This window comes from Arcobacter vandammei (assembly GCF_016106035.1).
In the GTDB taxonomy this organism is placed as follows: domain Bacteria; phylum Campylobacterota; class Campylobacteria; order Campylobacterales; family Arcobacteraceae; genus Aliarcobacter; species Aliarcobacter vandammei.
Genome location: NZ_JADKPZ010000004.1, coordinates 136,428 through 149,801 on the forward strand (window position 1 = coordinate 136,428; position 13,374 = coordinate 149,801).

Below are 13,374 nucleotides of genomic sequence, written 5' to 3' on the forward strand. Positions count from 1 at the left end.
TGTGCGAGTGTGGCGGAACAGGTAGACGCGCGGGACTTAAAATCCCGTTCCAGTTTTGGAGTGTGGGTTCGATTCTCACCATTCGCACCACCCCTTTTTACAAAAAATACTTTTAAATTTAATATAAGGTTAGCAATATTGAATGAAGATTATTATTTAATAAAACAATCACTCCCTTATTTAGAAACTATCACAATTAAAATATATACTCCTTGCAATATAAGTCACTTAAAAAAATTAATCTCTTTTATGACTGGGACAATAGAAGTTTTTTTAGTTTCTACAAAAGATGGGAAACGAAAAGATTTAAGTGATTCTTTAGGAAATAGAAATTTTAATATCTTTGAACATAAGATTGAATTAATACATACAGTTACAATGATATATAAACATAATATTCTTAAAGATGTTTATATTTCATTTTATAGCTTAGAAGAAGTTAAACATAATGATATGGAATCTTTTTTTATGAACGAAGTTGTTTATAAAATTAAAAAGCTTACTTCTACATACTCAAGATATATATTAGCTTGTAATATTGATGAACATAAAAAAAAGAAACATTATGGAAATAGCTATGAAGAGTTTATTTCAAATAAATATTTAGTTTTAGGATATGAAGTTCAAAATATAGGAATAGAAAAATCATTTGATGATGGTGGAATTGATGTAATTGCGAAAAAAGATAATAATATTATATTAGTACAGTGCAAAAATTGGTCTATGTCTAATAGTTATAAAATAAATCAAAAAGATTTAAGAGCATTTGTTGGGGATTGTTTTTTGTATTTAAAAAATATAGATTTAACAAACACAAAAGTGTCTTACCATTTTATTGTTTCTCACGAAGATATATTAACAAAATCAGCAGAAATATTTTTAGAAAAAAACAAATTTATAAAATTTAAATGTGTCCCATTTGAAGAGAATTGAATACAGTAAAGAACACTACAAATGTAGTGTTCTATTTTTATTTTATAGTCCCTTTTATTTTATGAAAGAGATTTTATTAACTCAACTGCAAATCTAACACCAGTTCCACTTGCACCATAAGGGTTGTATCCCCAAGCTTTTTCAACAAAAGCAGGACCAGCTATATCAAAATGTATCCATTTTTCTTTGTTTTCTTCATAAACAAAGTTATCCAAAAACATACCAGCAGTGATTGCTCCACCATATCTTGTATTAGAGATATTACAAACATCTGCTATTTCAGATTTTATACATTTTTTTAAGTATCTATTGAAATCTAGTTTTGTAGCATATTCACCACATTTTTGGCAAGACTCTAATGCTTTTTGTTTTAGGTTTTCACAATTTCCCATAATTCCTGTTGTATATTCTCCAAGCCCTACCACACAAGCACCAGTTAATGTTGCAAAATCAAAAATATAATCAATATTTTTGATTTCATCTTGAGCATAGCATAAACAATCTGCTAAAACCAATCGCCCTTCAGCATCAGTATTTCGCACTTCAATAGTTTTTCCATTTTTTGCTTTTAAAATATCATCTGGCTTATAAGCATTTCCACCAACCATATTTTCAACAGCTCCAATAATAGCATGAACTTCAACAGGAAGTTTTAATTTTGCAATAGTTTTAATAGTATTTAAAACGGCAACTCCACCCGATTTATCAGCTTTCATAGTAATCATAAAATCTGCAGGTTTTAGCGATAATCCACCACTATCATAAGTCAAACCTTTCCCAACCAAAACGATTTTTGTTTTTGCTTTTTTTGGTTTATATTTTAGGTGAATTAGCTGAGACTCGTGAATTGAAGCACGTCCTACACTATGCATTGACATCATTTTTTGTTTTACTAGCTCTTTTTCTCCTAAAACTTCAATTTCAAGTTCTAGCTCTTTTGCTAAAGTTTCAGCTTCTTTTACAAAAGTTTTTGGTGTAAAATCTTGTGGTGCAGTATTTACCATATCTCTTGCACAATTTACAGCCTCTGAAATAATTTTTGACTCTTCTAATATATCACTTAATATTGCACTTTTTTTCTCAACTATGAAAAATAACTCTAGCTCATTTTTGCTCTTTTCACTTTTGTAAGTTTCAAATTTATAACTTCCTAAAATTGCACCTTCAACCAAAGCTTTAAACTCATTTTCTAACTCTTTATTTAATACAACTTTTGCACTTCTATACTTTGTTGCACTAGCTTTTTTAACTGCATTTGCAATAGCTATTGCTATTGAGTCATAAGAAAATTCTTCAAATGCAGAAAAAATTAGTTTTGATTCTGGTAGAAAAATAGATGCTTCATCCTTAATTTTAAACTCTAAACTATCTAAAAGCTCTTTTTTATCGCCTAAATCTTCACTTTTATTTACTAAAACTATCTCTAAATCACAATTTTTTGATTTTGATATTTCTAAAATTTTAATTTTCATTCATTACCCTTTTTTCAATTTTTTTTGTTGCATTATTAAACATATAAACTATTCCTCCACCAGCTATTAGTGCTATTGGAATTGCCATATACCAGTGTTCTTTTGCCCAATGAAGAACAACCATAATCTGCTCTCCAAAATACCAAACAGGTACTATTGTAATAGCAGCCCAACACCAAGCAGAGATTAGATTTATAAATGCAAATTTTCTTGCATCATATTTTGTAAGTCCGATTGAAATTGGAATAATCGTTCTCATTCCATACATATATCTTTGAGTAAATATTATTGGCCATCCATGTTTTTTCAAAAGCAAGTGAGCAAAAGCAAACTTTCTTCTTTGACCTCTTAATCTTTTTAAAACATTCTCTTTATTAAATCTTCCAATATAAAAATATACCTGATCACCAGCAAATCCACCAAGACCTGCTATAAAAATTGCTAAAAAAAGATTCATATCACCAGAGTGAGATAAAAGACCAGCCATAACAAGCCCTGCTTCACCTTCTAGCATTCCCCAAACAAATAAAATAATATATCCATGTTGCTTCAAAAGATATACAAATTTTTCATCAATCCCCTCAACTGGTGCTTGATATAAAGCATATGCTAAAAATGATATAAAAAGTGTTAAAAATATAGCAAATATTTTTCCCATATATGGTTGGATTTTTATAAAAAGTTCTTTCATCTTATTCCTTAATCAAAATTTAGTAAGCTCTTTGCTTGAATCATATCTTTATCTCCACGACCAGATAAACAAACAATTACTGTTTTTCCTTTTATTCTATCTTTTGCTTTTTTCAAATATGCAACCGCATGTGATGACTCAAAAGCTGGAATTATTCCCTCTTTTTGACTTAACCAAACAAAAGCATCAAGTGCTTCTTTATCTGTGATATTATCATACTCTACGGTTTTATTATCTTTATGAAAAGAGTGTTCAGGTCCAACCCCTGGATAATCAAGCCCTGCACTAATAGAGTGAGCTTCAAGAACTTGCCCATCATCATCTTGAAGCAGATATGAACATTGCCCGTGTAAAATCCCAGGGCTTCCAAGAGCTAAACAGCTTCCGTGTTTAGGTGTATCAAGACCTAAACCACCTGCTTCAATTCCAACACAAGTAACATCTTTGTCTTCTAAAAAGTGTGAAAACATCCCAATAGCATTTGATCCACCACCAATACAAGCAACAACAAAATCAGGCAATTTATTCTCTTTTTCTAAAATCTGTTTTCTTGCTTCATATCCTATAATTGCTTGAAAATCTCGCACCATCATAGGGTATGGATGAGGACCAGCTACTGTTCCAATAATATAAAAAGTATCTCTTGCATTTGTTACCCAATATCGTATAGCATCATTCATCGCATCTTTTAAAGTTTTGCTTCCACTTTCAACTGCAATTACTTTTGCACCTAAAAGCTTCATTCTAAATACATTTAGCTCTTGTCTAGCCACATCTTTTGCACCCATAAAAACTGTACATTCAAGTCCCATAAGTGCTGCTATTGTTGCTGTTGCAACTCCGTGTTGTCCTGCACCTGTTTCTGCTATTACCTTTGTTTTGCCCATTTTTTTAGCCAATAAGCCTTGAGCTATTACATTGTTTACTTTGTGAGCTCCCGTATGGTTTAAATCTTCTCTTTTTAGATATATTTTTGCATCTAATTCAGAACTAAGATTTTGGGCAAAATATAGTGGGTTTTCTCGTCCTACATAATCTTTTAAGTAGTAGTTTACCTCATCCCAAAACTCTTTATCAAATCTATATTTGCTATATGCAAGTTCTAGCTCTTTTAAAATTGGCATTAAAGTTTCTGGTACATATTGCCCACCAAAAACTCCACCAAATTCACCTTTCTCATTTGGATCAAAAGGGCTTTTTTTAGGTATATAATTACTCATTTTTCTCTCTTTTAAATATCTAAAACAGAATAAACAGGAACTAACTCTTCTAGTTTTTTCTTACCTGCTAAAACTGTAAAATTTATAATAAAACAAGCTTCAACTAAATTTGCTTCCAATTTTTTAATCAAATTAGCAGCCGCATAAGCTGTTCCACCACTTACAACCAAATCATCTATTAATAAAACTCGCTTATTTATACTTGTACTAAAAGCATCTAAATGTATCTCAACTTCATCAAAACCATATTCAAGTTCATATTTTTCACAAACTGTTGTACTTGGAAGTTTTCCTTTTTTTCTAACTGGCACAAAACCAATTTTAAGCCTAGTTGCCAAAGCTGAACCAAAAATAAAACCTCTAGCATCAATACCTGCTATATAATCTAAATTGTATGATTTATATCTTTCTTCCAAATGGTTCATTAAAAGTTCAAAAGCATCTTTATTGTTTAAAAGTGTAGTAATATCTTTGAAGCTAATTCCTGCTTTTGGAAAATCTTCAACTGTTCTTATTGAGTTTAATAAAAACTCTTTATCTTTATTATCTAAATTTTTTATATTATTCAAAATAACCTCTACTATTCAAGAAAAGTCCACTATTCTAGCCAAATAAATATTATTTCTTTATGATTTTTGTAAAAAAATAGAATTTTATATATAATTATAAAAATTATTTAAAAGGTATTTTATGAAAATTTTTCTTCTAATTTTTAGTTTTTCTCTCTGTTTCTCTATTGATATTATAAAACCATCTATATATGATGAAACAAAGCATAATATACAAGATTGGTTAATGAGTGAAAAACTAGATGGAATTAGAGCAATTTGGAATGGAAAAGAGCTACAAACAAAAAATGGAAATAAAATCTATGCTCCTGCTTGGTTTACTGTTAATTTTCCAAATTTTGAACTAGATGGAGAACTTTGGACAAAATATGAAGATTTTGAAAATATTCAAAGTATAGTTTTATCGCAAAACAAAAGTGAAAATTGGGAAAATATAACTTATAATATTTTCGAAGTTCCAAAGCAAAATGGGAATTTTCTTGAAAGATTAAAAGTTTTAGAAAATTTTTTATCAAAAAATCCAAATAAATTTATAAAAATAATACCTCAAATAAAAATAAAAGATAAAAAACATTTAAATATTTTTTTAGATGAAATATTAAGAAAAAATGGAGAAGGAGTAATTGTTAAAAATCCAAATTTATCTTATGAAGCAGGAAGAAGCCAAAATATTTTAAAAGTTAAAGCATTTTTTGATGAAGAAGGAGAAGTTATTTCTCACAATTTTAATAAAGATGGAAGTTTTAGAAGTTTAAATTTAAAGCTAAAAGATGGAACAATATTTAAATTAGGTGGTGGTTTTTCTCTTAAAGATAGAAAAAAACCACCTAAAATTGGCTCAACTGTAACATTTAAATATTATGGTTTTACAAAAAACAATAAACCAAAATTTGCCTCATTTTTAAGAGTTAGAAAAGATGAATAATCAATAAACTTCATAACTTTTTGTAACCAATCCACTATCTTTTATCTTTGTGCAAATTGATGAAATTTTTGTTGTATCAACCTTTAAATCTATTGTGATTGGAGTTTTTGTTTTATTTACTTCCAAAGATAAACAAGCATTTTTATCACTTAATTTTAAATCTTCAATATTCCAATTTGTATCTGAAATATTCATAGCATCACTAATTTTATCAATTTTATTATTTAACAAATAATAAGATTGAATAGAGTTTATAGCTGTATTTACATCTCTTTTTATAGTTGAGGCTAAAGCACTATCTTTTGTATCCATAAATCTAGGAACTGCAAAAGCAACAATAATTCCCAAAATAACAATAGCAAAAATCAACTCAAGCAAAGAAAAAGCACTTTTCATAGAAAATCTCCTAAAATAATTTAGGAGATTATAAATTTTTATAACTTAAAATAATATAACTAATTATAATATATCTGGAATATCTATATTTGCCTCTTTTTCTACATCAGCAATTGTTTCAAAAACCACTTCAATTGGAGCTTGTCCTCCAAAATCATTCTCTTTATCTACAAATTTTGTAAGGTTTTTATGAAAATCAAGTTTAACTGTACCAATTGGTCCGTTTCTTTGTTTTCCAATAATTATTTCAGCCTCTTCTATTGGTTTATCTTGAAATTTTGACTTATAATCTTCGCCTTTATCCTTTGCCTCTTTCTCTTTTCTAGCTTCATCTCTTTGTTTATAAACATCGTCTCTATAAACAAACATTATAATATCAGCATCTTGTTCAATAGCTCCAGATTCTCTTAAATCACTTAGCATGGGTCTTTTATCTGGACGATTTTCCAGTCCCCTATTTAGCTGTGAAAGTGCAACGATTGGAATTTTAAGCTCTCTTGCCAACATTTTAAGACCTCTACTTATATCTGAAACCTCTTGATGTCTATCTTTGTTTCCTAATCCTTGCATTAGCTGAAGATAATCTATTATTACTAAACTTATTTTATTATCTTCATTTTGTGCTAATTTTCTCACTCTTGCTCGAAGTTGATTAATATTTATACTTCCACCATCATCAACAAAAAGTTTTTTTGTATTTAGCTGTCCAAAAGCATCACTTAATTTTGACCACTCTTGATCATTCATATCACCTTTTCTTAAATTTTGTAGTGGAATTGATGTTTTTGCTGCTAACATTCTTAACATAAGTTGTTCTGCTGGCATCTCTAAAGAGAAAAATATAACACCTTTATCTCTTTCTATATTTTTAAGTGCCATATTTAAAACTATTGCGGTTTTTCCCATAGCTGGACGTGCTGCAATGATTACTAAATCACCTTCATTAAAACCTGTTGTTCTTTTATCAAGTGAGTCAAAACCTGTTGTTTGTCCTATTAAATACTTATTACCAAGTTTTTTCATCTTTTCAATATATGCTAAAGTATCGCCTGTAACTGTTTGCATATCTTTAAGTTCACTTGTTGCACTATTTGTAGAGATTTTATAAAGCTCTCCTTGAATAGTATCAAGGGCTTCATTTGCACTTACTTGCTCTTCAATAGCAACTTTTTTAATAGTTGTAGCTAAAGTTGCAAGTTCTCTTTTTACAGAAGCATCTTTTATCTCTTTTACATAAGCACTTGTGTTTGTAATAGGGTTTGCACTTAGAATTTCGAGTAAAACTGAATCATCAATATCTTTTGAATTAATCTTATTTCTAATAAAATCTTCATCAATTGGCATATCATCTTCGTGAAGTTTTACCATAGCTTCAAAAATAGCTTTATGTGCAGGAAGATAGAAATCTTTTGGTTTTAAAATTCCTAAAATATCCTCAAGCTCTTCAGGATTAAAAAATATTGAGCTTAGAACAGCTCTTTCAATATTTATGCTATAAATACTATCCATTATGCTTTTCTTTTTGCTTCAAATTCAACTTCTTCAACAAATTTATTTATAAGTTCATCACCACTTAATTTTGCAATTATTTCACCTTTTTTCATAACAAGCCCACTTCCTTTTCCAAAAGCAATTGCAACATCAGCAGCTTTTGCTTCTCCAATTGCATTTACAACACAACCCATAACAGAAACATCAAGTGGTGTTTTTATATGAGAAGTTCTTTTTTCAATCTCAGCAACTGCACTTACTAAATCAGCCTCTATTCTTCCACAAGTTGGACAAGATATAATATTTAAGCCCTCTTTTGAAATACCTAAATCTTTTAAGATAGCCCTTCCCACTTTTATCTCTTCTTCAAGTTCTCCTGTCATTGAAACTCTTAAAGTATCTCCTATTCCATCAAGAAGTAGGCTTCCTAGAGCAATAGATGATTTTATAGTAGAGTGAAATTGTGTTCCAGCTTCAGTTACTCCCAAATGAAATGGATAATCATTCATAGGTCTTAAGAGTCTATAAGCTTCAACAGTTCTTTGAACATCAGAGGCTTTTAGAGATACTTTTATATCTGTAAATCCTAAATCTTCTAAAAATTTAATATTATAATCAGCACTTGCAACCATACCTTTTGGTGTTTGTCCATATTTATCCTCAAACTCTTTTTCCAAACTACCACAATTTACCCCAATTCTTATTGGAAGATTTCTAGCCTGACAAGCTTTTACAACCTCTTTTACTCTATTTTTTTCTCCAATATTTCCAGGATTAATTCTAATACAATCAACTACCTCAGCAGCAATAAGTGCTAATTTATAGTGAAAGTGAATATCTGCAACTATAGGTAAATCTACTTGTTTTTTTATCTCTTTTAAAGCATTTGCATCTTCAAGATGTGGAACAGCAACTCTTACAATATCTGCACCAGCAAAATGAAGTTTTCTTATTTGCTCAACTGTAGCTTCTACATCTGATGTTTTTGTAAATGTCATTGATTGAACACTTATTGGTGCATCACCACCTATTAGGACATTTCCTACTTTTATCTGTTTTGTTGGGTATCTTTTAATCATAAGTGGGATTTTATCCAAAATTGATTAAATTAAAGTGAAGTTTAATTTTATAAAAGATATTATTTTTTATAATAATTGTATAATTACTTTATACACAAAAGGGGAAGTATTGGCTATTAATAGAAATTTTCTAATTATTATTTTTGTTTTTACTATAATTTCTTCTTTAATAACTTTTATAACTTATAATAGTATATCAAAAAAACAAAAAGAGCTTTTAGAAAATATTTATCAAACAACTTATAAAAATATAAATGAAAAAGTAAGTAGTCTAATTAGCGATAAATCAAATACATCTTTAGCAATTGCAATTTCATTATCAAAGGATGAAAATCTATATAATCACTTTAGAAATAAAGATTATGATAAGCTTAACTACAAAAATATAGCTAAACTTATAGAAGATAATTCAAAATATAAAAATATTTGGATTCAAATTTTAGATAAAAATAGAAATAGCTTATATCGTTCTTGGACAGATATTAGAGATGGAGTTCAATTTAGAGATGATTTACAAAATCAAAATGTACTAAGAAAAATATCAACTTCAATAAGTATTGGGCTTTTTAATATAGGTATAAAAGCTAGAACTCCAATTTTAGATGATAATAATGAACTTTTTGGAGCTTTAGAAGTAGTTACACACTTTGACTCTATTTCTGAAGATTTAGAAAAAGACAATTTAGAACCTATTATAATTGCAGAAAAAAGATTTAGAAAAAATTTAAAATATCCTTTATTATCAAGTACTTTTATAGATGATTATCATATTGCAAATGGAAATGCAAATAAAGAGCTATGCAAATATTTAGAAGATAATGGTATTGAGAAATATGTAAATATTGATACTTATTTAGTAGAAAATGGCTACTTAATAGCAAACTATCACCTTTTAAATGAAAAAAATGAAAAAATCGGTTCAATTTTAAACTTTTATGATTTAAATAATATAGATTCTAAATATATAAATTCTATTAAAAAACAAGATATTTTAACAATATTAATAATCTTAATAACAATCTTATTCCTATTTATTATATATTTTTACACAAAATACACAAATAGCATAAAATCTCAAGAGAAGAAGAATAGATTAATACTTGATACACAATCTAGTATTGTAATTATTACAAATGGTAAAGAGATAATTGACTCAAATAAAAAACTACTTGAGTTCTTCAAAATGTGTAAATCTTTAAAAGAGTTCAAAGATAGATATATGTGTATTTGCAAAAAGTTTGTTGATATGAATAGAGAAGATTACCTTTTAGATATTGATTATAGTGGTAGAAATTGGGCTCAACATGCTTTAAATAATCAAGATATAGATTTTAAAGTTGCTATGTACGATAACAATAAAAGTTTAAAACATTTTTCTGTAAAAGTTAGTCAAATTGAAGATAACAATTTAATAATAGCAACATTTACAGATATTTCTCAAGATATTTTTAAAACTGAAAAAGAGAAAAATGAGCAAAGATTTATATTCCAACAAGCAAAATTAAATGCTATAAAAAATACTTTAAATAATATCGCTCACCAATGGAGACAACCTTTAAGTGTTATAAGTACACTTTCAAGTGGAATTAAACTCAAAAAAGATTTAAATATTTTAAGTGATAATGAACTCAATAAATCTTGTGACACAATAGTTTTTAATACAGTAAAATTATCAAATACAATAGAAAATTTCACAAATTTCTTTATAAAAGATGAAAGAAATAGTGTTTCAGTTGTTGAATCAATAAATGAAATAATAGAATTTTTAGATTCAATTTTTGATAAGAATAAAATAATTTGTAAATTTGAACACTCAAACGATATTCTTTTAGATTGTGATAGCAACAGTTTTTCAGAAGTTATTTTAAATATTTTTGATAACTCAATCTCAGCTTTAATAGAAAATTCAAAAGAGCAAGAAAGATACATTTTAATAACTTTAGATGATAAAACACTAAATATAATTGACAGCGGAAAAGGGATAGATGAAGAGATTATCTCAAAAGTTTATGAGCCATATTTCACTACAAAACATCAATCTTTTGGAGTTGGATTAGGGCTTTATGTTGTTGAAGAGTTTTTTACAAATACTTTAAACAAAAAAATAGAGCTAAAAAATGAAGAATTTGTTTATGAAAACAAAAAGTTAAAGGGATTAAAATTCACAATCTACTTTAATTAAACTTTTATTTTGATATTTTTAGATAAAATTGCCCAGATTTAGAATAAAAGGAATTTGATGCAAGATTTTTCGTTATTTGATTTAATAATTATTGCAATTACATTATTACTTGGACTAAAAGGTCTTTTTAGAGGTTTTATCAAGGAAGTTTTTGGACTTTTAGGTATTGTTGGTGCTATATTTGTAGCTTCAAGAATATCTAAAGAGCTAGGAGATTTAATAGCTCCTATTTTAGTTTTAGAAAACGAAGCTACTATTAAATTAATTGGTTTTGTTGCTGCATTAGTAATTGTTTGGCTGATTATTTATAGTGCTGGAGTTGTTGTTAGCAAAATATTTAGTGCAAGTGGTTTAGGTGCAATAGATAGAATTTTTGGATTTATTTTTGGTGCTTTAAAAATATTTTTAATATTTGCAGTTATCGCTTATGCCTTATATCAAGTTGCTTCATTTAAAAAAGTTATTGATGAGAAATTTGAAAACTCTATGGTTATGCCTCATTTATTAAGTGTTGGTTCATATATTATAAAACTTGACACAACAGCTTTAACTCAAAAATTAGACAAAGCAGTTGATACAGTAAAACCAAGTGAAATGATTGATGATGCTAAGAAATCAATAGAAGAAAATATAAATGAAACACAAAAAGCAGTTGAAGATAATATAAAAGAGCAAGTTACAGATAGTTTAGAAGAAAAATTTAAAGATGTAACACAAGAACTTTCAAATCAGAAAACAGAAGATACAAAAGAGAATTAAAAGGATTTAAATTGTTTGAAAACAAATATATACAACAAAGAATAGAAAAAGCACAAAGCTTAAGAGATTTAGGAATAAATCCTTATGCAAACGATAGCCAAAGAGATTTAACTATAAAAGAGTATTTAGAAAAAAATGAAGATATTTTTAACTTAGAAACTAAAAGAGATGAAAGTAGAAATTTCACAATAGCTGGAAGAATTAAGTTTTTTAGACTTATGGGGAAAGCCTCTTTTTTAAAGATTGAAGATGAGAGCGGAATGCTTCAAGTTTATGTAGCAAGAGATAATCTAGTTGAAAATTTCTATAATGATATTTTTAAAAAATTTGTAGAAGTTGGAGATATTATTGAAGTTTCTGGATACCCTTTTGTAACAGGACAAGGTGAACTTTCACTTCATGTTGATAACTTAAAAATTCTTACAAAAGCCATCTCTCCACTTCCTGAAAAATTCCACGGGATTGTTGATAAAGAGCTAAGATATAGACAAAGATATTTAGATTTAATAATGAACTCTGATGTTAGAAAAACTTTCCATACAAGAAGTAAAGTTATTAGTCTTACAAGAAGATTTTTTGAAGATAAAGGTTTCTTAGAGGTTGAAACTCCTATGATGCACCCAATTGCAGGAGGGGCTAATGCAAAACCTTTTGTAACTCATCACAATGCTTTAGGTGTTGATAGATTTTTAAGAATTGCACCTGAACTGTATTTAAAAAGATTAATTGTAGGTGGATTTGAAGCTGTTTTTGAGATAAATAGAAACTTTAGAAATGAAGGAATGGATGCAACTCATAACCCTGAATTTACATCTATTGAGTTTTACTGGGCATATAAAACTTATAAAGATTTGATTGCTTTAACAAAAGAGTATTTTGAATATCTATTTAAAAATTTAAATCTTCCAACAACTCTTCCTTATGGCGATTTAGAAGTTGATTTTACAAAATTTACTGAAATTCCTTTAATAGAGTCTTTATATAAAATTGGTGGAGTTCCACAAGATATAGTTGAAGATAAAGCAAAAATTTTAGAGTTTTTAAGAGCAAATAAACTTGAAGCAAAAGAGAGTATGAATTTAGGACAACTTCAAGGAGAGCTTTTTGATGAGTTTGTAGAGAGTAAACTTATAAATCCAACATTTATTACAGAGTATCCAGTTGAAATTTCACCACTTGCAAGAAGAAGTGATACAAAATCTCATCTTACAGATAGATTTGAGTTATTTATCGCAGGGCGAGAGATTGCAAATGCCTTTAGTGAGTTAAATGATCCACTTGATCAATTAAGTAGATTTGAAGGACAAATGGAAGCAAAAGATAGTGGTGATGATGAAGCACACGAAATGGATGAAGATTTTGTAAATGCACTATCTTATGGTATGGCTCCAACAGCAGGGCAAGGAATAGGAATTGATAGACTTGTAATGATGCTTACAAATGAACACTCTATTAGAGATGTTTTACTTTTCCCTGCAATGAAACCTGTAAAACAAGATTTTGATTTACTTTTAGATGAAAATACTGAAAAATAAAAAGGAAAAGCGATGAACTACATAACAAAAGATAATTTGAAAACAGCTGATATTGAGGTATTTGATATTGTTGAAGCAGAGCTTGTAAGACAAACAACTCACCTTGAGATGATTGCTAGTGA

Annotated in this window: 12 protein-coding genes and 1 tRNA gene; 6 read left to right on the plus strand and 7 right to left on the minus strand. The window is 28.1% G+C overall.

Features of this window, described 5'->3' with window-relative positions; genetic code table 11:
* Positions 1-3: 3 nt before the first annotated feature.
* Positions 4-90: transfer RNA gene (locus IQC44_RS03545), tRNA-Leu, on the plus strand.
* Between the two features lie 48 nt (positions 91-138).
* Positions 139-933, plus strand: a complete 795-nt coding sequence (locus tag IQC44_RS03550) for a restriction endonuclease (RefSeq protein ID WP_198304830.1) — start codon at positions 139-141, stop codon at positions 931-933.
* Positions 934-992: 59 nt separating this feature from the next.
* Here the strand turns inward: IQC44_RS03550 and IQC44_RS03555 are convergent, their stop codons facing one another.
* The 4 genes from IQC44_RS03555 to apt are packed head-to-tail and all read right to left on the minus strand — an operon-like array spanning position 993 to position 4,876.
* A complete protein-coding gene (locus tag IQC44_RS03555) occupies positions 993-2,405 on the minus strand; it encodes a leucyl aminopeptidase (RefSeq protein ID WP_198304831.1) in 1,413 nt (470 codons plus the stop codon).
* The gene (locus IQC44_RS03560; RefSeq protein WP_198304832.1) at positions 2,395-3,096 is read right to left on the minus strand and encodes a DedA family protein; all 702 of its coding nucleotides are present in this window, start codon (positions 3,094-3,096) and stop codon (positions 2,395-2,397) included. Before IQC44_RS03560 ends, IQC44_RS03555 begins: the two co-directional genes overlap by 11 nt.
* Positions 3,097-3,104: 8 nt before the next feature.
* Positions 3,105-4,316, minus strand: coding sequence for a tryptophan synthase subunit beta (trpB, locus tag IQC44_RS03565; RefSeq protein WP_198304833.1), 1,212 nt, complete (start codon positions 4,314-4,316; stop codon positions 3,105-3,107).
* A gap of 11 nt (positions 4,317-4,327) precedes the next feature.
* Complete coding sequence (gene apt / locus IQC44_RS03570; RefSeq protein ID WP_198304851.1) at positions 4,328-4,876, minus strand: adenine phosphoribosyltransferase; 549 nt, start codon at positions 4,874-4,876, stop codon at positions 4,328-4,330.
* Positions 4,877-5,006: 130 nt separating this feature from the next.
* Here apt and IQC44_RS03575 point away from each other — a divergent pair, with 130 nt between their 5' ends.
* Positions 5,007-5,810, plus strand: a complete 804-nt coding sequence (locus IQC44_RS03575) for a DNA ligase (RefSeq protein WP_198304834.1) — start codon at positions 5,007-5,009, stop codon at positions 5,808-5,810.
* Here the strand turns inward: IQC44_RS03575 and IQC44_RS03580 are convergent, their stop codons facing one another.
* The 3 genes from IQC44_RS03580 to ispG all read right to left on the minus strand — a co-directional run bounded on the left by IQC44_RS03580 (position 5,811) and on the right by ispG (position 8,776).
* Positions 5,811-6,206: a type II secretion system protein gene (locus IQC44_RS03580; RefSeq protein ID WP_198304835.1), complete on the minus strand. Its 396-nt coding sequence runs from the start codon at positions 6,204-6,206 to the stop codon at positions 5,811-5,813.
* Positions 6,207-6,269: 63 nt separating this feature from the next.
* Positions 6,270-7,715 carry a replicative DNA helicase gene (locus IQC44_RS03585; RefSeq protein WP_198304836.1) on the minus strand — a complete coding sequence of 482 codons (1,446 nt, stop codon included), beginning with the start codon at positions 7,713-7,715 and terminating at the stop codon, positions 6,270-6,272.
* Positions 7,715-8,776 carry a flavodoxin-dependent (E)-4-hydroxy-3-methylbut-2-enyl-diphosphate synthase gene (ispG, locus tag IQC44_RS03590; protein WP_198304837.1) on the minus strand — a complete coding sequence of 354 codons (1,062 nt, stop codon included), beginning with the start codon at positions 8,774-8,776 and terminating at the stop codon, positions 7,715-7,717. The genes IQC44_RS03585 and ispG overlap by 1 nt, the downstream gene beginning before the upstream one ends.
* 109 nt (positions 8,777-8,885) lie before the next feature.
* On the opposite strand from ispG, the gene IQC44_RS03595 reads away from it, so the two are divergent.
* Genes IQC44_RS03595 through lysS form a run of 3 tightly spaced genes read left to right on the plus strand, consistent with a single transcriptional unit; the run spans position 8,886 to position 13,252 of the window.
* A complete protein-coding gene (locus IQC44_RS03595; protein ID WP_198304838.1) occupies positions 8,886-10,958 on the plus strand; it encodes a sensor histidine kinase in 2,073 nt (690 codons plus the stop codon).
* A gap of 57 nt (positions 10,959-11,015) precedes the next feature.
* Positions 11,016-11,717 carry a CvpA family protein gene (locus IQC44_RS03600; RefSeq protein ID WP_198304839.1) on the plus strand — a complete coding sequence of 234 codons (702 nt, stop codon included), beginning with the start codon at positions 11,016-11,018 and terminating at the stop codon, positions 11,715-11,717.
* Between the two features lie 11 nt (positions 11,718-11,728).
* A complete protein-coding gene (lysS, locus tag IQC44_RS03605; protein ID WP_198304840.1) occupies positions 11,729-13,252 on the plus strand; it encodes a lysine--tRNA ligase in 1,524 nt (507 codons plus the stop codon).
* Positions 13,253-13,374: the final 122 nt, after the last annotated feature.